16 protein-coding genes and 1 pseudogene are annotated in these 23,103 nt (G+C 60.3%); 9 read left to right on the plus strand and 8 right to left on the minus strand.

Features of this window, described 5'->3' with window-relative positions; all coding sequences use genetic code 11:
- Positions 1-6 precede the first annotated feature (6 nt).
- Together AB4N41_RS12765 and AB4N41_RS12770 are read left to right on the plus strand one after the other, a co-directional pair.
- Positions 7-1,740 (plus strand): PTS fructose-like transporter subunit IIB, encoded by a 1,734-nt coding sequence (locus AB4N41_RS12765; RefSeq protein ID WP_252877437.1) that lies wholly within the window; start codon positions 7-9, stop codon positions 1,738-1,740.
- 114 nt (positions 1,741-1,854) lie between these two features.
- Positions 1,855-3,396 carry an alkaline phosphatase D family protein gene (locus AB4N41_RS12770; RefSeq protein WP_252877438.1) on the plus strand — a complete coding sequence of 514 codons (1,542 nt, stop codon included), beginning with the start codon at positions 1,855-1,857 and terminating at the stop codon, positions 3,394-3,396.
- A gap of 466 nt (positions 3,397-3,862) precedes the next feature.
- On the opposite strand, the gene AB4N41_RS12775 is transcribed toward AB4N41_RS12770, so the two are convergent.
- The 3 genes from AB4N41_RS12775 to AB4N41_RS12785 form a co-directional block, all read right to left on the minus strand.
- A complete protein-coding gene (locus AB4N41_RS12775) occupies positions 3,863-4,231 on the minus strand; it encodes an endonuclease domain-containing protein (protein WP_252877439.1) in 369 nt (122 codons plus the stop codon).
- A gap of 225 nt (positions 4,232-4,456) precedes the next feature.
- Complete coding sequence (locus tag AB4N41_RS12780; protein ID WP_460138415.1) at positions 4,457-6,985, minus strand: PepSY domain-containing protein; 2,529 nt, start codon at positions 6,983-6,985, stop codon at positions 4,457-4,459.
- Between the two features lie 235 nt (positions 6,986-7,220).
- Positions 7,221-9,536, minus strand: a complete 2,316-nt coding sequence (locus AB4N41_RS12785) for a TonB-dependent receptor (RefSeq protein ID WP_252877440.1) — start codon at positions 9,534-9,536, stop codon at positions 7,221-7,223.
- 207 nt (positions 9,537-9,743) lie between these two features.
- On the opposite strand from AB4N41_RS12785, the gene AB4N41_RS12790 reads away from it, so the two are divergent.
- On the plus strand, positions 9,744-10,424 hold the full coding sequence (locus tag AB4N41_RS12790) for a Fe2+-dependent dioxygenase (RefSeq protein ID WP_122601831.1): 681 nt from the start codon (positions 9,744-9,746) through the stop codon (positions 10,422-10,424).
- Entirely contained in the window at positions 10,421-11,176 is a 756-nt protein-coding gene (locus tag AB4N41_RS12795) for a tetratricopeptide repeat protein (protein WP_252877441.1), read from the plus strand. The genes AB4N41_RS12790 and AB4N41_RS12795 overlap by 4 nt, the downstream gene beginning before the upstream one ends.
- Before the next feature lie 301 nt (positions 11,177-11,477).
- Here the strand turns inward: AB4N41_RS12795 and AB4N41_RS12800 are convergent, their stop codons facing one another.
- From AB4N41_RS12800 to AB4N41_RS12820, 5 genes are all read right to left on the minus strand, one after another.
- On the minus strand, positions 11,478-12,641 hold the full coding sequence (locus AB4N41_RS12800) for a type III PLP-dependent enzyme (RefSeq protein WP_016771733.1): 1,164 nt from the start codon (positions 12,639-12,641) through the stop codon (positions 11,478-11,480).
- A 654-nt stretch (positions 12,642-13,295) separates the two neighbouring features.
- A complete protein-coding gene (locus AB4N41_RS12805; RefSeq protein WP_016771732.1) occupies positions 13,296-14,453 on the minus strand; it encodes an osmoprotectant ABC transporter ATP-binding protein OsmV in 1,158 nt (385 codons plus the stop codon).
- The gene (locus AB4N41_RS12810; RefSeq protein ID WP_024011588.1) at positions 14,450-15,103 is read right to left on the minus strand and encodes an ABC transporter permease; all 654 of its coding nucleotides are present in this window, start codon (positions 15,101-15,103) and stop codon (positions 14,450-14,452) included. The genes AB4N41_RS12805 and AB4N41_RS12810 overlap by 4 nt, the downstream gene beginning before the upstream one ends.
- 13 nt (positions 15,104-15,116) lie before the next feature.
- Positions 15,117-16,010 (minus strand): glycine betaine ABC transporter substrate-binding protein, encoded by an 894-nt coding sequence (locus tag AB4N41_RS12815; RefSeq protein WP_252877442.1) that lies wholly within the window; start codon positions 16,008-16,010, stop codon positions 15,117-15,119.
- A gap of 20 nt (positions 16,011-16,030) precedes the next feature.
- On the minus strand, positions 16,031-16,720 hold the full coding sequence (locus AB4N41_RS12820; RefSeq protein ID WP_166554532.1) for an ABC transporter permease: 690 nt from the start codon (positions 16,718-16,720) through the stop codon (positions 16,031-16,033).
- Positions 16,721-17,169: 449 nt separating this feature from the next.
- Between AB4N41_RS12820 and AB4N41_RS12825 the strand changes: the two genes are divergently transcribed.
- The 5 genes and pseudogenes from AB4N41_RS12825 (at position 17,170) to AB4N41_RS12845 (ending at position 22,941) form a co-directional block, all read left to right on the plus strand.
- Entirely contained in the window at positions 17,170-18,753 is a 1,584-nt protein-coding gene (locus AB4N41_RS12825) for a peptide chain release factor 3 (protein WP_016771727.1), read from the plus strand.
- 322 nt (positions 18,754-19,075) lie between these two features.
- Positions 19,076-20,200 carry a protein adenylyltransferase Fic gene (gene fic / locus AB4N41_RS12830; protein ID WP_252868795.1) on the plus strand — a complete coding sequence of 375 codons (1,125 nt, stop codon included), beginning with the start codon at positions 19,076-19,078 and terminating at the stop codon, positions 20,198-20,200.
- Positions 20,201-20,212: 12 nt separating this feature from the next.
- Positions 20,213-20,401 (plus strand): annotated as a pseudogene (prfC, locus tag AB4N41_RS12835) (peptide chain release factor 3); the annotation flags it as partial.
- A 986-nt stretch (positions 20,402-21,387) separates the two neighbouring features.
- Positions 21,388-22,518: an MFS transporter gene (locus AB4N41_RS12840; RefSeq protein WP_252877443.1), complete on the plus strand. Its 1,131-nt coding sequence runs from the start codon at positions 21,388-21,390 to the stop codon at positions 22,516-22,518.
- A 159-nt stretch (positions 22,519-22,677) separates the two neighbouring features.
- Entirely contained in the window at positions 22,678-22,941 is a 264-nt protein-coding gene (locus tag AB4N41_RS12845) for a hypothetical protein (protein WP_056782908.1), read from the plus strand.
- The last annotated feature ends 162 nt before the right edge of the window (positions 22,942-23,103 follow it).

Genomic DNA, 23,103 nt, shown 5'->3' on the forward strand with positions numbered 1-23,103 from the left:
TTTGTCATGAAGTTAGCCATTGTTACGGCTTGCCCGAACGGCATGGTCACCAGTGTGCTGTGCGCGCGCCTGCTCGATGCAGCGGCGCAGCGCCAGGGCTGGAGCACCAGCGTTGAAGTGGTCGATCCGGCACATCCGGAACGCGAGTTGTCGGCGGCGACCATCGAAGCCGCCGAGTGGGTGTTGCTGGTCACCACTGGCGCGGTGGACATGAGCCGGTTTGTCGGCAAGCGCGTGTTCCAGATCGCTCCGGCGCAGGCGCTGCAGGATGTCGAAGCGGTACTGCGTCGCGGTGCTGAAGAAGCCGAAGTCTACGTGGCCAGCGCAGTCGAACCGGCGATTGACGCGCCACGTGCGCCACGCATCGTCGCCATCACGGCCTGCCCGACCGGCGTCGCCCACACCTTCATGGCCGCCGAAGCGTTGCAGCAGACCGCCAAGCGTCTGGGTTATGAATTGCAGGTCGAAACCCAAGGCTCGGTCGGCGCGAAAACACCACTCAGCGCAACGGCCATCGCCGAGGCTGACGTGGTGTTGCTGGCGGCGGATATCGACGTCGCCACCGAGCGTTTCGCCGGCAAGAAAATCTATCGCTGCGGCACGGGCGTTGCGCTGAAGCAGTCTGAAGCGACTTTGAAAAAAGCCTTGGCCGAAGGCGCTGTCGAAAGTGCGGCAAGCGACGGCAAGGCCCCGACCAAGTCCGAGAAAACCGGCGTCTACAAGCACCTGCTCACGGGTGTGTCGTACATGCTGCCAATGGTGGTGGCGGGTGGTTTGCTGATCGCGTTGTCCTTCGTGTTCGGCATCACCGCTTACAAGGAAGAAGGCACGCTGGCGGCGGCGTTGATGCAGATCGGCGGCGACACCGCGTTCAAGCTGATGGTGCCGCTACTCGCCGGTTACATCGCCTACTCGATCGCCGATCGCCCGGGCCTTGCGCCGGGGATGATCGGCGGTTTGCTCGCAGGCACTCTGGGCGCCGGATTCATCGGGGGGATCATTGCTGGTTTCATTGCCGGTTACGCTGCCAAAGCCATCGCCCGCTATGTGAAATTGCCGCAGAGCCTGGAAGCGCTGAAGCCGATTCTGATCATCCCGTTGCTGGCCAGTCTGGTCACCGGCCTGGTGATGATTTACGTGGTCGGCAAACCGGTCGCCGGCATGCTCGCCGCGCTTACCCAGTTTCTCGACAGCATGGGCACCACCAACGCGATTCTGCTCGGCGTATTGCTCGGCGGCATGATGTGCGTCGACCTCGGCGGGCCGATCAACAAGGCTGCCTATGCGTTCTCGGTGGGGCTGCTGGCCTCGCAGAGTTACGCACCGATGGCCGCGACCATGGCCGCCGGCATGGTGCCGCCGATTGGCCTGGGTATCGCCACCTTCATTGCCCGGCGCAAGTTCGCGCAGACCGAGCGCGAGGCCGGCAAAGCAGCGTTCGTGCTGGGCCTGTGCTTTATCTCGGAAGGGGCGATTCCGTTTGCCGCGAAAGATCCGCTGCGGGTGATTCCAGCGAGCATCGCTGGCGGCGCGCTGACCGGTGCCTTGTCGATGTACTTCGGCTGCAAACTGATGGCGCCGCACGGTGGCTTGTTCGTGCTGGCGATCCCCAATGCGATCAACCATGCGCTGCTGTATCTGCTGGCGATTGTTGCGGGGAGCCTGGTCACGGCGGTGGTGTATGCGCTGCTCAAACGGCCTGAGGCTGTCGAGCTGCCGCTGGAGCCCGCCAAGGCCTGACCGACAACACCAAATCCCTGTGGGAGCGAGCAGGCTCGCTCCCACAGGAGTCTGCATTGTCATAGCGGATTCATACACCCGTGCTTAAGTTTTCCCTTTTGCAGGGAGAACACCATGAGCGATTTCAATCTCGGTCGGCGTCGCGTCATGCAAGCGGTCGGCGCCGGGCTGTTGCTGCCGGGGCTGGCGCCGGCGGTGATTGCCTCGGTCAAGGATCGTCCGCAGCTCACCGACGGCGTGCAGTCCGGCGACCTGCTCGGCGACCGCGCGATGATCTGGAGTCGCAGCGATCGGCCGGCGCGCATGGTGGTCGAGTGGGACACCGGCAGCCTGTTCGGCAACCCGCGCAAATTCGTCTCGCCACTGGCCGATGCGCGCAGCGATTTCACCGCCCGCGTCGAACTCACCGGCCTGCCGGCCAACCAGGCGATTTTCTATCGCGTGCACTTCGAAGATGCCCAGAGCGGGGTCGCCAGCGAGCCGTGGTTCGGCCATCTGCGCAGCGTGCCAACGACAAAACGCGACATCCGTTTTGTCTGGAGCGGTGACACCGTCGGCCAGGGCTTCGGGATCAACCCGGACATCGGCGGCATGCGCATCTACGAAGCCATGCGCCTGCGCCTGCCGGACTTCTTTATTCACAGCGGCGACACCATCTACGCCGACGGCCCGGTGCCCGCGCAACTGACCACAGAAAGCGGGCGCATCTGGCGCAATGTCACCACTGAAGCCAAAAGCAAAGTCGCGCAGACCCTCGACGATTATCGCGGCAACTATCGCTACAACCTGATGGACGAAAACATCCGCCGCTTCAACGCCGAAGTGCCGCAGATCTGGCAGTGGGACGACCACGAAGTGGTCAACAACTGGTCGCCGGGCAAGCAGATGGATGAACGCTATCAGGAGAAAGATATCCACAAGCTGGTCGGCCGCGCGCGGCAGGCGTGGCTGGAATATGCGCCGATGCGTTTGCAAGCGGCGGACGGCGGCGGGCGGATTTATCGCAAGCTCAGCTACGGGCCGATGCTCGACGTATTCGTGCCGGATATGCGCAGCTATCGCGAAGCCAACGATGCCAACCTTGGCGCGGCAAAACCGTTTCTCGGCCGCGAGCAGCTGGACTGGCTCAAGCGTGAATTGCAGGCATCGAAGGCGCAGTGGAAAGTCATCGCCGCCGACATGCCCATCGGCCTTGGCGTGCCGGACGGCGAGGTCAGTCCGGGCGTTGCGCGTTGGGAAGCCGTGGCCAACGGCGACCCCGGCCCGGCGCAGGGGCGAGAGCTGGAAATCGCCGAGCTGCTCGGATTCCTGCGCGCGCAGCAGGTGCGCAATTTCGTGTTTCTGACGGCGGACGTGCACTACTGCGCGGCGCATCACTATCATCCGGACCGCGCGGCGTTTCAGGATTTCGAACCGTTCTGGGAATTTGTTGCCGGACCGTTGAACGCCGGCAGTTTCGGGCCGAATCCGTTGGACAAGACGTTTGGCCCAGAGGTGGTGTTCGAGAAAGCACCGCCCGCACAGAACACTTCGCCGTTTGCCGGGTTTCAGTTTTTTGGTGAGGTGAATATCGAAGGGCAGAGCGGCGAGATGAGCGTGGTGTTGCGGGATCTGGATGGTGTAGCAGTGTTTGAGCAGAAGTTGCAGCCTGTTTAATCACGCTGGATCAAAAGCCCCTCACCCCAGCCCTCTCCCGGAGGGAGAGGGAGCCGACCGAGGTGTCTCGCGTTAAGCATCGACCTCGAAGACCGAGGTGATTGTGGCTTTGGATTCAGTGAAGAACGCTCAGGTCGGCGTCGATTTCAAGCATCACCCAATCAGTCACCTCGCCCTCTGGGAGGGAGAGGGCCGACCGAAGTGTCTTGCGTCATGCATAGACCTGGAAGACCGAGGTGATTGTGGCTTTGGATTCAGTGAAGAATGCTCAGGTCGGCGTCGATCTCAAGCATCACCCAATCAGTCACCTCGCCCTCTGGGAGGGAGAGGGCCGACCGAAGTGTCTTGCGTCATGCATCGACCTGGAAGACCGAGGTGATTGTGGCTTTGGATTCAGTGAAGAACGCTCAGGTCGGCGTCGATCTCGAGCATCCCCCAATCAGTCCCCTCTCCCTCTGGGAGAGGGCTAGGGTGAGGGCATTTTCCGCTCTGCCGCAACTCTGATGATCTGCTCTAATACATCATCCATCTGCTGAAGCACCTCAAGATTGCTGAATCGCACGACTTCAATGCCTTGTTGAGACAGGAAGTTCGACCGGCGCCGATCGTGAACCACCCCGGCCGTCTCATAATGCTGGCCACCATCCAGCTCAATCGCCAATCTCAACTCCACACAATAGAAATCCAGCACAAACGGCGGACATGGAAACTGTCGGCGAAATTTCAGGTTGGCTATCTGCCGGGAACGCAGGCGCTGCCAGAGCAGGTGTTCGCAATCTGTCTGGTTGGTGCGCAAGTGGCGGGCGAATTGGGCGAGGGTAGGGCGGCTTGGCATGGCTTCACGGTCCTTGTGAAGTTGAGTGGAGATTTAACAGTAGCCCATTTCCCTCATCGGAACGCCGCCCGCCCAGCCCTCTCCCAGAGGGAGAGGGAGCCGACCGAGGTGATTATGGCTATGGATTCAGTGAAGAACGCTCAGGTCGGCGTCGATCTCGAGCATCCCCCAATCGGTCCCCTCTCCCATTGGGAGAGGGCTAGGGTGAGGGGCTTTTCGCAGGCGTTAGTAAACATCCCGGCGATAGCGGCCCTGTTCGATCAGGCGTTCGACTTCGGCGCTGCCGAGGATATCGTTGAGCGCCTGGTCTACGCCTGAGGCCATCCCTTGAAGGCTGCCGCAGATATAAATGACGGCACCATCAGCCAACCACTTCTTCAGTTCATCCGCCGACTCACGCAAGCGATCCTGCACATAAACCTTCTCAGCCTGATCCCGCGAAAACGCCAGATCCAGCCGCGCCAGATCACCATTGACCAACCACTCCTCGAGCTCGGCGCGGCAGAGGAAGTCGTGCTCGCGGTTGCGCTCGCCGAACAGCAGCCACTGCCGTTGCTGACCATCGGCAATGCGTGCCTTGAGCAAACTGCGCAGGCCGGCGAGGCCTGTGCCGTTGCCCAGCAGGATCATCGGCACGGGCTCGTTCGGCAGGTGGAAACCGCTGTTGCGCCGCACGCGCAGGCTGATGCTGCCGCCCACAGGCGCATGCTCGGTGAGCCAGCCGGAGCCGATGCCGAGGCTGCCGTCGTTGTGCTGTTCCTGACGCACGATCAGCTCCAGCACGCCGTCAGCGGCAATCGAGGCGATGGAGTATTCGCGCATGGCCAGCGGCACCATCGCGTCGACCAGCGACTGCGCATGCAGGCCGACCAGATGCGCGCGGTGTTCGGGCAGTTGGCGTGAGGCGAGGGCCACTTCCAGCGGCTCGTCGATGCCGTTGACCTTCACCGGTGTTTCGCCACGGATGCCGAGGCCGTCGAGGAAATGTTCGATCGCCCACGGGCAATTGCGTGCCAGCACTTCGACCAGGTCACCGGCCAGCCAGCTGCGGGTGTCCGGGGCTTTGAGGCCGAGCAGATAGACCGGCGCGCCGCTGCTGTCGGGGTTCATCAGTTCGCGCCGCACCAGCGTCCAGTTGTCGTAGCTGGGTGCTTGCCAGGTTTCGCTCGGCGCCTGTCCGGTGAGCTGGCCGAGTTGCGTTTGCCAGTGACGCAGCGCGTAGGGATCGGCGCTATCGACCTCCACCGGGGCGAACAGCGTCTTGCCGCCGTGCTCGCCGAGCCATTGATGCAAGCGTTTGGCGAAGCCACAGAAGTGCGCGTACTGCCGATCGCCGAGGCCGAGCACGGCGTAGTTGAGGCTGTCGAGTGTCGAGGCTTTGGCCAGCACTTTGCGCTCGAAACCACGGGCGCTGTCCGGCGCTTCGCCGTCGCCGAAGGTGCTGACCACGAACAACGCGTTATTGGAATCCCGCAGATCCTGTTCGCTGAGATTGGCCAGCGGCTGCACGTTGACCGGCAGCCCGGCGGCCTGCAATTGCCCGGCGGTCTGCCACGCCAATTGTTCGGCGAAACCGCTCTGGCTGGCGAAACCGATCAGCCAGGCCGAAGCCTCGGCGGACGGTTGCGCGAGGCCTTGGCGGGCATCCTTGATCTGCTTTTTCTTGCGCCGACGGTCCAGATACAGCAGCCAGCCAGTGATGAAAAACAGCGGCATGCACACCGCCGCGATCGTGACGATGATGCGCCCGACAAGGCCGAAATAGCTGCCGACGTGCAGCGCATAAATGCTGGTCAGCAGTTGAGCCTTGAAGCTTTTGTCGGCATAGCGGTCGACGCGTTTGACTACGCCGGTGGCCGGATCGAGGGTGATCTGGTTCAGCGCGCGGTCATGGGGCGAGCTGTCGAGCAGGTAGAACACCGTCGCCGGCTGGCCGGCCACCGCCGGCATGCGAATGTTGTACGCGGCCAGACCCGGGCCGGCAGCGCTGTAGATGCTGCTCCACATCGCTGCGTAGTCGGCGGTCGGTGCCGGGCCTTCCGGCGCCGGGCCGCGACCGCCGCGCACGCGTTCGTTTTGCGGCGCGTCGGAAAGCAGGCGGGTCAGGCCTTTGTTGTACCACTCGTACGACCATGACAAGCCGGTCAACGCCAGCAGCAGATAGACCAAAAGGCACCAGGTGCCGGCCACCGAGTGCAGATCCCAATTGAACGCGCGGCCCTTCTTTTTCCAGTCCAGGGTCAACCACACGCGCCAGCTGTTCCACTGGCGTGGCCAGCGCAGATAAAGGCCGGAGAGGCAGAAGAACAGCAGCATCAAGGTACAGGCGCCGGTAATGTTGCGCCCGGTGTCGCCCATGGCGAGGAAGCGGTGCAGTTGCAGCATCAGGCCGAAGAAGTCCTGACCGGTGGCGTCGCCCTTGAACTCGGCGGTGTACGGGTCGAAGTAGCGCATTTCGCCACGTCGTTCGCCCTTGGGCGGGGTGAAGAACACCCGTGCGGCGTGACCGCTGTCGGTCTCGACCCAGAGCATCGCGACTTTCTTGCCGGACGCAGCTTCGATGCGCTCCACCAGTTCCACTGGCGGCAGCACGCCGGCGACCTGTTTTTCCACCTGCAGAACGGACGGATTCAGCGCGCGCAGGATCTCGTCCTGAAACGAATAGGCCGCGCCGGTGATGCCCATCAGGGCCAGCACCAGCCCTGCGGTGATGCCAAAAAACCAGTGCAACTGGAACAGGGTTTTCTTCAACACGTCACTCGCCGTCCGTTCGGAAATTGTCATCACGGCGCGCATTATGCCGTGGGTTATCAAGAAGCGTTTTGCGTAACACACGAAAGCCCCGTTCAACTGAATGAACGGGGCCGAGCCTCGCGGCGCATTCCCTGTGGGAGCGAGCCTGCTCGCGAAAGCGGTGTGTCAGTCAGCATCGATGTTGCTGAAAGATTGCCTTCGCGAGCAGGCTCGCTCCCACAGGTTTTCACATCGGTCAGAAGTGGAAATTGGTGCTCAACAGCGCCGTACGTCCCGCCGCCTGGTTGGCGAAGTGGGTCGAGAAGGCTTTGTCGTAATAGGTTTCGTCGGTCAGGTTCTGCACGTTGAGTTGCAGGTCGACGTTCTTGGTCAGCTTGTAGGCCGCCATCGCGTCGTAACGCACGTACGAATCGACCATCGTCGTGTTGGCGACACTGCCGTAGACGTCGTCGACGTAGAACGCGCCACCACCGATCGTCAGCTTTGGCGTGACCTGATACGTGGTCCACAGGCTGGCGCTGTTTTTCGGTGTGTTCGGCAGATCGTTGCCGTCGTTGGCCCGACCCAACGGACCACCGTCAACCTGTTCGCTGTCCATGAAGGCGTAACCGGCGAACACCTGCCACTTGTCGGTGATCTTGCCGCTGGCCGACAGTTCGAAGCCTTGCACGCGAGTCTTGCCGGCGTTTTCGTAGGAACTGGTATCGACTTGCACGCGAGCGTTTTCCTTCTCGGTGCGGAAGATGTCGGCGGTCAGCGACAGGCGATCATTGAGCAGATCCCACTTGGTGCCGATCTCGTAGTTCTTGGTGGTTTCCGGCTCCATGTCGCTGCTCAGCAGGTTGCCGCTGCGATCCGGTGTGCCGCCCAGCGGGTTGCCTTCCTGACCTTCGCCCAAGGTGTTGCCCGGCGGTGTCGCCGAGGTCGCATAAGATGCGTAGATGCTGCCGTTTTCCGCCGGCTTGTAGACCACGCCGAACTGACCGGTGACGAATTCGCTGGTGTCATCGCCCTTGGAGGTGGTGGTCCCTGCGGCGTTGTAGGTTTTGTAATCGGTGTCGAAGTGGTCGTAGCGCAGGCCCATGTTCACCAGCCATTGCTCGGACAATTCCAGCGTGTCGAACACGTAGAGCGCGTAGGTGTCGGCCTGGGTGTCGGTACCGGCGTAGTTACGCGAGATCGCGCCGTTCCACGGATCGTTCGGGTTCGGGTTCGACAGCGAGGTGCAGTTGTAACCGCTGGCGGCGCCGATCAGGCCCGGGTTGCAATTGGTGGTGACGGTGCTGGTGCGCGGCGTGGTGTCGGTGTTGACGTTGTACGAGGATTTCTCGCTCTGCTCACGGGTGTATTCGACACCGGTGGAGAAGCTGTTCTTGAAACCGCCCACGTAGAAGGTGCCGAACAGATCGGTCTGGTTGGTGGTGGTTTCGGTGTTGCTCACCCGCGTGTTGGCCCGACGCCAGACGCTGCCGTTGTTGACGTTGCCCTTGCTGTCGTCCGGCTGGGTGAGGATGTAATCCTGCATGCTGCTGCCGTGGCGCAGGGTGTTCTTGATGGTCAGCGCATCATTGAGGTCGTGCTCGATGGCGAAGGTCGCGGTGTCGGTGCGGCCCTTGCGGAAGTCACGATCCAGACCATAGAAGTTGTCGTGATCGCCACCGGCGTACGGCTTGTCCGGATTGGACTTGGTGCGTGCGGCCGAACCACCGGTGGGAATGGTGTACGGGATGCCCGAGTCCGGGGTGTCGTTGCTTTCCAGGTGATAGTAATCAAGGTTGACGCGGGTATCGGTGCCCAGGCCGAACGCCAGGGAGGGCGCGATGCCCCAACGATCGTAATCGACCTTGTCGCGACCGGCGACGTTGCTCTCGTGGCTCATCAGGTTGAGACGGCCGGCAGCGCTGTCGCTGAACTGGTAGTTGCCGTCGAGGGTGTAGCGCTGGGTCTGGTCGGAGCCGTAGGTGAAGCCACCGTCGAAGGAGTTGCCCAGATGGGCTTTCTTGCTCACCAGATTAATGCTGCCGCCGGCTGCGCCGCGACCGCCGATCGCCGAGTTCGGGCCTTTGCTGACTTCGATGTTTTCCACAGCGAAGATTTCACGGCTCTGCGAACCGGTGTCGCGCACGCCGTCCAGATAGGTGTCGCCTTGGGCGTCGAAGCCGCGAATGAACGGACGATCGCCCTGCGGGTTGCCGCCTTCACCGGCGCCGAAGGTGATGCCCGGCACGGTGCGCAGCGCGTCCTGCATGTTCAGCGCGCCGGTGTCCTTGAGCACTTGTTGCGGGATGACGGTGACCGAGCGCGGCGTGTCGACCAGTGGCGCGGTGTACTTGGGCGAGGAGGCTTTTTCGACCTGGTAGGACGTCGAGTCCTGGGCTTCGCCGGTGATGGCGGTGGCGTCCAGGGCGATGGCGTTGCCGGACGCTTTGCTGTCGGTTTTTTCCGCCGCGAAGACCATCTGCCCAGCGGAGCCGGCGGTGATTGCGACACCGATTGCCGAGGCGAGCAGACGTGGTGAACTGACCGGTAATTGTGCGTGTTGACGTGCCATTTTTATTCCCCTCCCCAAGGATTTGAGGCGGCGGAATATAGGGTAAACAGGTATTCGTATCAATTGCGAAACATTGTTATTCGCATTGAATTTACATTCTTTACAATTTGCCCTTACGGTTTCTGCCGGTTCATTCGTCTTGCGGGTTTTACACGGTCAATAAGAATCAATACCATTGCCGCCTTCTTGCCATCAGGTGACATCGCCATGCTGCTGCACATTCCCGGGCTGTTCGCAAAAGATGAAGTGCAGCGCATCCGCCTGGCCCTGGAGCAAGCGGATTGGGCCGACGGCAAGATCACCGCCGGCTTCCAGTCGGCCAAGGCCAAGCACAATCTGCAACTGCCCGAAGGCCACCCGCTGGCCAAGGAAATCGGCGCGGCGATGCTGGAGCGGCTGTGGAAGAATCCGCTGTTCATGTCTGCCGCACTGCCGCACAAGGTCTTCCCGCCGTTGGTGAATTGCTACACGGCCGGCGGCAGTTTTGATTTCCACATCGACAATGCCGTGCGCCAGCCCAAGGGCAGCATCGAGCGGGTGCGCACCGATTTGTCGGCGACGCTGTTTTTCAGCGAGCCGGAAGATTACGACGGCGGCGAACTGGAGATTCAGGACACCTACGGCACCCAGCGCGTGAAGCTGCCGGCCGGTGACATGGTGTTGTATCCGGGCACCAGTTTGCACAAGGTCAATGCGGTCACACGTGGTGCGCGCTATGCGTCGTTTTTCTGGACGCAGAGCCTGGTGCGCGAAGACAGCCAGCGCGCGTTGCTGTTCGAAATGGACGGGGCGATTCAGCAGCTGACCCAGGACGTTCCCGATCACCCTTCGCTGATCCGTCTCACTGGCACATATCACAACTTGCTGCGGCGCTGGGTCGAGGTATGAGTTTCCAGTTGCGCCGCGAGGAAGTTCTCGACGCCGCCGGGTTGACGGCAATGCTTGAAGAAAGCCCGGCCCGCGCTGCGCAGGCGATTTTGCTGGCGGCGGGCGAGGGCGAGGTTGAAGCGCAGGCGCTGCTTGGGCAGATCCTGCTGGACGGTCAGGGCATCGCGCAGGATCAACCGCTTGCATTGCGCTGGTTCGGCATCGCCGCCGGTCGCGGGCATCTGATGGCGCGCAACATGCTCGGGCGTTGTCATGAGCATGGTTGGGGTTGTGCGGCGGATGCCTCGGTCGCGGCGCAGCATTATCGAATCGCTGCCGAGGCGGGGCTGGACTGGGCGATGTACAACCTGGCCAATCTACTGGCCACCGGGCGCGGGGTGACGGTTGATCATCAGCATGCGCTGGCGTTGTATCGGCGCGCGGCTGAGTTGGGGCACGCGAAATCGATGAACCTGCTGGGGCGCTATCTGGAGGAAGGGCAGGTGTGTCCGGCGGATCCGCTGGCGGCGCGTGACTGGTATCGGCGTTCGGCTGAGGGAGGGGATTTTCGTGGGCAGTTCAGTTATGCGGCGGTGTTGGCGGCTGAGGGGCGGGTTGATGAAGCGGTTGTTTGGCTTGAGAAAGCCTTGGCCGGGGGCAATCTGAATTTCCTGCGGGTGGCGAGTGAAACGCTGTTAAGTGCTACAGATCCAAAAATCCAGGGGATGGCTGCTCGGTTCTCGCTTCGCTATGCAGAATTGCAGCGCGTCTGAATTCGCAAGCCCTCACCCTAACCCTCTCCCGGAGGGGAGAGGGGACTGATTGGGGGATGTTTAAGAGGTACGCCGACCTGAAAGTGCTTTGCCGAATCCATAATCGACTCGATCCTTCTGGTCGGTGCATGATGCGCTACACCTCGGTTGGCTCCCTCTCCCTTGGGAGAGGGCTGGGGTGAGGGGCCTCGGTTTCAAGTACCCCGCAAAACTTCAAGTCGAACGCACAGACACAAAAAAGCCCATGACACGTCATGGGCTTTTCACTTGCAGCTAGCAGCTAGAAACTTGCCGCTGCCTCTTAAACGTAAAACGACTTCAGCGGCGGGAAGCCATTGAACTCGACCGCGCTGTAGCTGGTGGTATACGCACCGGTCGACAACCAGTACAGACGATCACCAATCGCCAGGTTCAGCGGCAGGCCATACTTGTAGTTCTCGTACATGATGTCGGCGCTGTCGCAGGTCGGGCCGGCGATGACGACTTCTTCCATCTCGCCTTTCTTCTCGGTCCAGATCGGGAACTTGATCGCTTCGTCCATGGTTTCGATCAGGCCGGAGAACTTGCCCACATCCGTGTAAACCCAACGCTCGACAGCAGTGCGCGACTTGCGCGCAACCAACACCACTTCGCTGACCAGAATACCGGCGTTGGCAATCAGCGAACGGCCCGGCTCGAGGATGATTTCCGGCAGGTCGTCACCGAAATCTTCCTTGAGGAAGCGAATAATCTCTTCGGCGTAGGTTTCCAGGCTGTTGGTGCGGGTGATGTAGTTGGCCGGGAAGCCGCCGCCCATGTTGATCAGCTTCAGGTGAATGCCGTCTTCTTCTTTCAGACGCTCGAAAATTACTTTGACCTTGGCGATCGCCGCGTCCCAGACGCTGATGTCGCGCTGTTGCGAGCCGACGTGGAACGAGATGCCGTACGGCACCAGACCGAGGTCGCGAGCGAGGATCAGCAAGTCCATGGCCATGTCGGTCTGGCAGCCGAACTTGCGCGACAGCGGCCAGTCAGCAGTGGTCGAGCCTTCAGTGAGGATGCGCACATAGACTTTCGAACCCGGTGCAGCCTTGGCGATGTTGCGCAGGTCGGCTTCGGAGTCGGTGGAGAACAGACGCACGCCCTTCTCATAGAAGTAGCGGATGTCCTTGGATTTCTTGATGGTGTTGCCGTAGCTGATACGGTCCGGGCTGACGCCGCGATCCATGACTTTGTCCAGCTCGTAGATCGAGGCGATGTCGAAGCTCGAACCCTTGTCTTTGAGCAGGTCGATGATCTCGACGGCGGGGTTGGCCTTGACCGCGTAGTAGACCTTGGCGAATTCGAAACCGGCGCGCAGGTCATCGTAGGCCTGGGCGATCATCGCGGTGTCGATCACCACGAACGGGGTTTCCTGTTTGTCGGCGAACGCCTTCATTTTGTCGAATGTAGCGCGCGCGAAATAGTCTTCGACCTGGATCGACATGCTGGGTGCTCCTATGGGCAAACTCGTAAAAACAATGGGTGCATGAACGCCCTCCGTATCCCCACTTTGGTTCGCCTACTTCCCAAGGCATTGCCGCCGAAAGCAAAAAGGCCCAGAGATGTGCAGCTATCCCTTGGCCTTGCTGTCTCGTCGTCAGTACTTGAGCCGGATGGATCGTTTCCAGCATGGACGTTCGGCGCGAACTTTAGGGCGTGAGGGGCGCGAGATCAACTAAAAATGTCGCGTTTTTGCACGCTTCTGACGTGCGTCGCGTTCATCACTCCTTCTACCCGACCGAGATGACGGGCAGATGTTCCCGGCGAATTTTCGAGTGTTAAAAATACCTGCACGTTCGTGGCTTTTGTCGGCTAGATCGTTGGTAAGTGTGATGGCGGCAACATCGGCGACGTTGGCAGCGAGAGAGTCTTTTGAAGGGGGATTTGAACCTTGAAGAAGCTGAATTGACGACGCTCTTGCAGGAGAGGCTGTTGAGATTCTTTGTCACCCAGTGAAGATCAACAAAATTACGTAGATCCTGTGGGAGCGAGCCTGCTCGCGAAGGCATTTTCACAGCCGCCATCAGCGTCGACTGATATTGCGCTTTCGCGAGCAGGCTCGCTCCCACAGGGATCGGGTTTCAACCGCGTAGATGGTTTACGCGACCACGGTCTCAGCCGGCGAGACGATACTGGTCTTCATCCCCCGTGAACGTCCCGAACTCAGGTATGCCGCAATCGACTCCTGCGTCACTTCACCGAGGAATACCCGTTCGGCATCCATCACCGGCAGCCAGGCGCGGTTGAACTCGTACATGCGCGACAACAGGATGCGCAGGTGCTCGTCGTACGCTGCGGTGGCGTTGAACTCACGCAGGAACTGCGCGCAGGTGCCGGTCTGACGATGCAGGTCGCGACGGCGCACGTACCCCAGCGCCTTGTTCTCGGCGCAGGTGACCACCACGTAGCGACGGTCGTGCTCGTCCATCAATTCCAGCGCATCGGCCACTGGCGTTTCCGGGCTGACCGACGGCGCGTTGTCCGCCGCGTCTTCGGCTTTCACCAACAGCAGGCGTTTGAGCGTGCTGTCCTGACCGACGAAATTGCTGACGAAATCATCCGCCGGATGCGCGAGCAGGGTGTCCGGGTGGTCGATCTGCAGCAGTTTGCCGGCGCGGAAAATGGCGATCTTGTCGCCCAGCTTGATCGCTTCGTCGATGTCGTGGCTGACCATGATCACGGTCTTGTTCAGCGCGCGCTGCATTTCGAAGAATTCGTTCTGGATCATCTCGCGGTTGATCGGGTCGACCGCGCCGAACGGCTCGTCCATCAACAGCAGCGGCGCATCAGCGGCCAAGGCGCGGATCACGCCGATACGCTGTTGCTGACCACCGGACAATTCACGCGGGTAGCGATGCAGATACTGCTTGGGCTCAAGCTTGATCATGCTCATCAGTTCGCGGGCGCGGTCGTGGCATTTCTGTTTGTCCCAGCCGAGCAGTTTCGGCACCACGACGATGTTCTCTTCAATGGTCATGTTCGGGAACAGACCGATCTGCTGGATCACATAGCCGATGTTGCGGCGCAGGGTCACCTCGTCGAGATCGGTGGTGTCTTCACCGTTGATGAGGATCTTGCCCGAGGTCGGTTTGATCAGGCGGTTGATCATTTTCAGCGTGGTGCTTTTGCCGCAACCCGATGGCCCGAGGAACACGCAGATCTCGCCTTCATTGACGGTCAGGCTTACCGAGTCCACGGCTTTGACATCTTTGCCGTTGCTTTGGAAAGTTTTGCTGAGGTTTTGAAGTTCGATCATTTCAGGAGTCCTTTTGGAGTCAGCGAGCGTTGCAGCCACTGCAAAACGAGATCGGCGAAAATCGCCAGAAGACTGACCAGCAGCGCGCCGACGATAAGCATCGACATGTCACTGCGGCTGATGGAGGCGAGGATCAACACACCGAGGCCGCCGGCGCCGATGGTCGCGGCGATGGTCATCACGCCGATGTTCATCACCACGGCGGTGCGCACGCCAGCGAGGATCACTGGCACCGCAATCGGCAGTTCGACCATGCGCAGGCGCTGGCCGAAGGTCATGCCGATGCCGCGCGCGGCTTCGCGGATGCCCGGTTCAACGCCGGTCAGGGCGAGGTAGGTGTTGCGCATGATCGGCAGCAGCGAATAAAGGAACACGGCGGTGATCGCCGGCAGCGGCCCCAGGCCCTGGCCGAACTTGGAATAGAACGGCAGCAGCAGACCGAACAGGGCGATCGACGGCACGGTCAGCAGCACCGTGGCACTGGCTTGCAGCGGGCCGGCGAGGGTGGGAAAGCGTGTCATCAGGATGCCCAGCGGCACGCCGATGACGATCGCCAGGGTCACGGCGATGCCGACCAGAGTGATGTGCTGCCAGGTCAGGTGCATCACCTGCTGCCAGTCGAGATGGGAAAAGGCGTTCAGAAATTCCATGACTTCTCCTCTCTTAATTCAGTGGATGCTGGCGCAGGAAATCGGCGGCAATGGACGATGGGCTTTCATGATCGACATCGACCCGCGCGTTGAGTTGGCGCATGGTTTCGTCGTCGAACAGTTCGGCCAGCGGCTTGAGTTGTTCGGCCAGTTTCGGGTTGGCGTCCAGCGTGGCCTGACGCACCACGGGAGCGGCGGTGTAGTCGGGGAAGTAATGCTTGTCGTCCTCCAGCAATTTCAGGCCGAAGGCGTTGAGGCGGCCATCGGTGGTGTAGACCAGACCGGCAAACACCTGACCGTTACGCAGCGCGGTGTAGACCAGGCCGGCGTCCATCTGCCGGATGTTCTTGCGGGTCAGGTTCATGTCGTAGAGCTTGACCATGCCGTCGAGACCGTCGGAGCGGTTGGCGAACTCGGTGTCCAGCGCCACCAAGTGGTTGGTCTTGGCCTCGGCGCGCAGCACTTCGTTGAGCTGGCTGATGTTGCCGATCTGCGGATATTGCTCGGCGATTTTTTTCGGCAGAGCGAGGGCGTAGGTGTTGCTGAATTTCGACGGCGTCAGCCAGATCAGGCCTTTCTTCGCGTCGAGCTCTCTGACCCGGGCGTAGGACTGCGCGCTGTCGAGTTTTTCAGTGACGTGGTTATAGGCCACCAGCGACACGCCGGTGTATTCCCAGAGCAGGTCCAATTGGCCACTTTCGTGGGCGCTGCGCGCGAGGTTGCTGCCCAGACCGCCGGTGATTTGCGCGTCGTAGCCTTTGCTGCGCAGGTATTGCGCGGTGATTTCGGCGAGCAGGGTCTGCTCGGTGAAGACCCGGGCGCCGAGGCGGATGACCGGTTTTTCAGCGGCTTGCGCGATTCCTGCGAACAGCAGGACACAGCCTAAGATCAAGCTAAGTCGTTTCATAAATATTCCTTCGCAAAGCCTTAAGACGGGCGCAGACCGCGTTCCAGCCATAGGCGGCTGGCGAGGGTGACCACGCCATCGAGCAACAGCGCCAACAGCGCGGTGCACGCGGCGCCGAGCAGCAGTTGTGGCTGATTGTTCAGGGCGATGCCGGGGAAGATCAGGCTGCCGAGGCTGTTGGCGCCGATCAGGAACGCCAGCGGCGCGGTACCGACGTTGATCGCCAGTGCGACCCGCACGCCACCGACGATGATCGGCACGGCGTTGGGCAATTCGACTTTCCACAGCACTTGGCGCGGGGTCATGCCGATGCCGACAGCGGCTTCCTTCAGCGAGCCCTGAACATTTTTCAGGCCTTCATAGGTGTTGCGCACGATCGGCAACAGCGAGGCGAGGAACAGGGCGAAGATTGCCGGACCACTGCCGATGCCGAGGATGCCCAGCGCAATCGCGAGCACGGCCAGCGGTGGCACGGTATTGCCGATATTGAAGATTTGCATGAAGCGTTCGGCGCGGCCGACCATGCTCGGGCGGCTGAGGAAGATACCGGCGGGAATGCCCACAACAAGGGCGGCCAGCATGGAAGCGAGGACGAGAATCAGATGAGCTTGCAGGTAAAACAACAAATCGTCGCGGTAGTGTTCGATCGTGTTGATGCCGATCCAGTGGACCAGCAGGGCCAGGAGCGCGATCACCACCGCACCTCCCATCAGCCCTTTGCCATAGCGGATAGCCACAGGCGGACTCCTTTTTTGTAGTCGGCGAGCGCAGTCCCGTGTGGCATGCCAAGCCTTGGCTGCCGGGAGCGTCGTTCGCGAAAAGTAGCCGTTTTTCAGAGCCGGCAAAGCGGTCTGAAAGCGAGCCATGAGCGCAGCCTCGTCAGGCTAACTTGCTGATTTTTCAGCCCCTGACGAAAGTTCGTAACAGGGGATGGACGTCTCCGTGCTTTAAAAGGTTCCCACGTTAGACACTATTTGGCCACCCTGTTGGAGCTGCCGAAGGCTGCGATCTTTTGACTTTGCTGCTGAAAACAAGATCAAAAGATCGCAGCCTTCGGCAGCTCCTACGGGGTTTTGCGCGGCCGAGGGACGGTGGTTCGGCGATCACTTTTTAAGCTATACTCGCCGCCCTTTTTTGAATCACCGCCAGGCGATTTCCCATGACCCAACAGGCCGCCGAAGTCGCGAAACGCCGCACTTTCGCCATTATTTCCCACCCCGATGCCGGTAAAACCACGATCACCGAGAAGCTCCTGTTGATGGGCAAGGCGATTGCAGTGGCCGGTACGGTGAAATCCCGTAAATCCGATCGCCATGCGACATCCGACTGGATGGAGATGGAGAAGCAGCGGGGTATTTCCATTACCACGTCGGTCATGCAGTTCCCCTATCGCGAACACATGATCAACCTGCTCGACACCCCGGGCCACGAAGACTTCTCCGAAGACACCTACCGCACCCTGACAGCGGTGGACTCGGCCTTGATGGTGCTCGACGGCGGTAAGGGTGTAGAGCCACGGACCATTGCGCTGATGGACGTCTGCCGTCTGCGTGACACGCCGATCGTCAGCTTCATCAACAAACTCGACCGTGACATTCGCGACCCGATCGAACTGCTCGACGAGATCGAAGCCGTTCTGAAGATCAAGGCTGCGCCGATCACCTGGCCGATCGGTTGCTACCGCGATTTCAAGGGCGTGTATCACCTGGCCGACGACTACATCATCGTCTACACCGCCGGTCACGGTCACGAGCGCACCGAAACCAAGATCATCGAGAAGCTCGACTCCGACGAGGCGCGCGCGCACCTGGGCGATGAGTACGAGCGCTTCATCGAACAGCTGGAACTGGTGCAGGGCGCCTGCCACGAATTCAACCAGCAGGAATTCCTCGACGGCCAACTGACCCCGGTGTTCTTCGGTACCGCGCTGGGTAACTTCGGTGTCGACCACGTGCTCGATGCTGTCGTCGATTGGGCGCCGCGTCCGCTGGCCCGTGTGGCCAATGAGCGTACTGTCGAGCCGGTGGAAGAGAAGTTCTCGGGCTTCATCTTCAAGATCCAGGCGAACATGGACCCGAAACACCGCGACCGCATCGCCTTCATGCGTATCTGCTCCGGCAAGTACGAAAAAGGCATGAAGATGCGCCACGTGCGTACCGGCAAGGACGTGCGCATCGGCGACGCCCTGACGTTCTTCTCTTCCGAGCGTGAACAGCTCGAAGAAGCCTACGCTGGAGACATCATCGGTCTGCACAACCACGGTACGATCCAGATCGGCGACACCTTCAGCGAAGGCGAAGTCCTCGGTTTCACCGGTATTCCGCACTTCGCCCCGGAACTGTTCCGTCGCGTGCGTCTGCGTGATCCGCTGAAATCCAAGCAGTTACGTCAGGGCCTGCAGCAGTTGGCGGAAGAGGGCGCGACGCAGGTGTTCTTCCCCGAGCGCAGCAACGACATCATTCTCGGCGCCGTCGGTGTGCTGCAGTTCGATGTGGTCGCCAGCCGTTTGAAAGAGGAATACAAGGTCGAGTGCTCGTATGAGCCGATCACTGTGTATTCGGCGCGCTGGATCGAGTGCGACGACAAGAAGAAGCTTGAGGAGTTTTCCAACAAGGCGGTGGAGAACCTCGCGCTCGATGGCGGTGGTCACCTGACTTACCTGGCGCCGACGCGGGTGAATCTGGCGTTGATGGAAGAGCGCTGGCCGGATGTGAAATTCCGCGCGACGCGGGAGCATCATTAAGGTTTGAGGTGTTTTTCTGAAAGCCCCTGAGGTGTAGGCCTTGGGGGCTTTTTTATGGGCTGCCGGTTTTGGTCTTGGCTTTTGGGCCGAGCATGGTCTGTCTTCATAACGTGCGCTGGGTTGGAGAACAATACGTCGCTTGAAATCCATTTTGAAGACACGACATGCGCACATGTCGTCGTCAGCGACATGAGATCATGACGTGTCGTCAAAATCTCAAAAAAGCGACACGTAGAGCGCACATGTTTACACTGACGCCATAAGGGGGCGCATACAGGTGTCCTTACCTTAATGTTTATCCCAAGGATCAGGCCCTTCATCCATGACCATACACGCACTTCCTTGGACGGCGGACAAGCCGTATAACCAGCTTCCGACCTTACCACCCAAAGCAGAGCTGGAGACTCGAGCAGTGCTCAAGCGCTGCATCGAGGCCCGCACAGCGCTTGCGGAGTTGAAGCAGGCAGCCGAGCTCATTCCGAACCAAACGGTGTTAATCAACACCATCCCATTGCTGGAAGCGAAGGACAGCTCCGAAATCGAAAGCATAGTCACCACCACGGATTTGCTCTTTCAGCACGCCCATGATGGCGAAAATCACGCCGACCCCGCTACTAAAGAAGCTCTGCGCTATCGCAAGGCTCTCCATCATGGCTTCCAGTCTTTGGCCGAACGCCCACTTTCCACTGGTACGGCAGTCGAGATTTGTCGCACTCTCAAAGGTGTGGATATGGACATACGCCGTGTGCCCGGTACTCAGTTAGCCAACGACCGTACAGGTGAGATCATCTACACACCTCCCGAAGGTGAGGATCACCTGCGTGATCTGCTCGCTAATTGGGAACGCTTTCTGCACAACGAGACGGATCTGGATCCACTGGTGCGTATGGCCGTTGGGCATTACCAGTTCGAGGCGATTCACCCGTTTACCGATGGCAACGGCCGTACCGGACGAGTGCTCAATACTCTGTACCTCATTCAAGAAGGTTTGCTGAACCTGCCGATCCTTTACCTCAGCCGTTACATCATCGCGCACCGCGCCGAGTACTATCGATTGCTGCTCGATGTCACTCGCGAGCAAGCATGGGAACCCTGGCTGCTTTACATGCTCAGCGCTGTGGAGGAAACCGCCCGCTGGACCAGCGCCAAAATCGCCGCCATCCGCAGCCTGTCCGAGCACACCACCCAGTTTGTTCGAGAGCAACTACCAAAAACATATTCCCGCGAGCTGGTGGACGTCATTTTCGAGCAACCCTACTGCCGCATCAGCAACGTCGTTGATAAACAGATTGCCCAGCGTCAAGCCGCCTCCCGCTACCTCAAAGAGCTGGTCGCCATTGGCGTTCTGCAAGAAGTGCAGGTCGGTAAGGAAAAGCTGTTCATCCATCCCAGGCTGATGCAATTACTGATTCGCGACAGCAACGACTTCAGGGCCTATGCCTTATAACATCGTTGCGTCTCCAGGCAGTTGCGTCAGGGTCTGCAGCAGTTGGCGGAAGACGGCGCGACGCAGGGGTTCTTCCCGGAGCGCAGCAACGACATCATGCTCAGCGTCGCGTCTGTGCTGCAGTTCAATGTGGTCGCCAGCCGTTTGAAAGAGGAATACAAGGTCGAGTGCTCATATGAGCCGATCACTTTATTCCGCGCGACGCGTGAGCATCATTGAAAGCCCCTGAGGTGTAGGCCTTGGGGGCTTTTTTATGGGCTGCCGGTTTTGGTCTTGGCGGCCTTTGGGCCGACCAGGCTGTTGGGGTTTTGGGTGAATATCCGTTGCTGCGGGGGCTGCGGCTGGCGGTTTCGCCCTTACGGCGAGTCACCTTTTCCAAACGCCGAAAAGGTAACCGAAAAGGCTTGCTCCTGCGTTCGGCCCTCGCAGGCTCGGGTTCCTTCGCTCCGGGACTGATCCGGGCGCAGCGGCTACGGTTTGCTTCGCTGCACCTCCTTCCGCTGTGTTCGACTTCGTCGAACGGTCGCTGCGCTCCCTCGCCCGGATCAATCCCTCCACTCAGCCTTCCGACGTCGCCCGTGGATCAAAAGCAAGATCAAAGGCACTCGAGCTTGCGCTCATTGTTTTGAGTGGGGCGGCTTTGCCGCGTGCAGCTGCGCTGCTTTGCTTTTTTGTGGGAGCGAGCGTGCTTGCGAAAGCGGCCTGACAGCCGGCCTGTTTCTTGAGGTCGTCCCCAATCCAATTGTGGGAGCGAGCCTGCTCGCGAAAGCGGCCTGACAGCCGGCCTGTTTCTGAGGAGGTACGCGGTCAAATTGTAGGAGTGAGCCTGCTCGCGATGGCGGCCTGACAGCCGGCCTGTTTCTTGAGGTCGTCCCCACTCCAATTGTGGGAGTGAGCCTGCTCGCGAAGGCGATCTGCGAGCCGACGATTTTCTGTTTGATGCAATCAATCCAGCTCGGCTGTTGGAGAGTGCGAGCTTGAAAAGCAAGGTCAAAAGTTCTCAGCCTGCGGCATGTCCTACAGCAGGTTGTAGGGCGAATCCTTTTTTTCCTGGTTTTGGTGTGCAGGTGTGCGACAACCGCCGTGTTGATCGTTAGTGTTTCAATCCCTGCAAGTCGTTCGAAGAGGTCAATGGAGTGACAAGTCGGCTGAATCCCCTGTTGCTTCTTAAAGGCTATTTCACCCCCATGGCCTGGGTCCTCGCGGCTCTGTTGTTCATCAACCGCCTCAGCGCCATGGTCAAGTTGTTCATGGCGCTGTACCTGCGTCAGGAACTGGGGCTGGCGATTGAAACCGTCGGCTGGTTGCTGTCGGCCTATGGCGCTGGGTTGTTGGTCGGTTCGATGCTCGGTGGCTGGCTCAGTGATCACGTGCGCACGGCGCGGCTGACGGCGGCGCTGTTTTTCGTTTCGGTGTGGGTGCTGATGCTGTTGGGGCTGGTGACGCAGGTGCCTTGGCTCGCCGGTTTGCTATTGCTTAGCGGTGTCATCGACGGCGCGATTCGGACGTTGCATCAGCGGCTGATCATGGAGTATTGCGAAGTCGCGCAACGCTCGCGTGCGCAGGCCCTGAGTCGGGTCGCGCGTAATCTCGGCATGGCCGCTGCCGGGGTGGCGGGTGGGGTGTTGGCGCAAGCGGATTTTCGTTGGGTGTTTTTTGCCAGTGCGGCGATGACGATGCTGGCGTTGCTGTGGTTCGCGCGCACAACGTGGCGGCGGCCGGTGCTGGTGGTTGGAGACGAATCCGCCGATGGCTCGAGCGTGCCGCTTCGCGACAAGCCGTTCCTCTGGTTGCTGGCGGCGACGGCCGTGCTCGGCATCGCGTTCGACACGGTCTACAGCACGCTGGGCAATTATCTGCGTGATTACTACCACCTGAGCACAGAGGCGATCGGCTGGCAGTTCGGGCTCAATGCGCTGTTGGTGATCGCTTTACAAATCCCGCTATCGCACGCGGTCGAGCGTTGGGGCTCGCGTTGGCAGATGCTCGTTGGCAGTGTCCTGTTGGCCTGTGGGCTGGGCATGTTGCCGTTCGGTTCCGGCTTGGCTTTTGTCTGTCTGTCGACGCTGATCTGGACGCTGGGCGAGGCGCTGTTCATGCCTCCACTGAATGTGCTGGCGATGCACTTTGCGCAGAGCGGCAAGAGCGGTCAGTACTTCGGGCTGTTCTTCATGAGCTGGAGTGCCAGCGCGTTGTTGTCGCCGGTGCTCAGCGGTCAGCTGTATGGCCAGTTTGGCGGGCACAGCGTCTGGCTGATGAGTGCGCTGCTGGTGCTGATGTCCATTCCACTGACCTGGCAGGCCACACGCGGCGCTTAGCAGTATCGGTTATCGGGGTTATTCGAAAGCAATCTGTGCATCGAGGGCATTTCTCCCCGCACCGCCGCGTCCTAAGTGGTGAGCCGGTCGGATCGCGACTAGATTTCACACGGAGCCAGTCCGGCAAGCATGTCTTAGCGCAACAGGATGGAGTCGGCCATGAAAAGCAGATTGCTACGGGTTTTGATGTTGTTGAAAGTGATGGTGATGCTGTCCCTCGGCACGGCAACGGCCTGGGCCGAGTGCGAGGATCACGAATCTCAGGCGTTCAATGGGCAGGTCGGGCATAGCGGGCTGATGCTGGCCAAATCCGAGTCGGAGCCGGGGGATATGAATCAGGGTGGCAGCGCCGAAGATGATGACTCGACGACCGACGAGCCGGACACCGATGATCCGGGTGACGAAGGCGATAGCCAGACATAGATCGCCGGCCAAAGAAAAACCCCTTCTGCCTCGACTGATGCGCAATCGAGGTGGAGGGGGTTTTGTTATCGCGTGAACTCTTGAATCAACACGAATTCCCTGTGGGAGCGAGCCTGCTCGCGAAAGCGGTTAATCAGTCACCGATGATGTTGACCGAAATGA

The organism is Pseudomonas sp. S2_A10 (genome assembly GCF_054668465.1).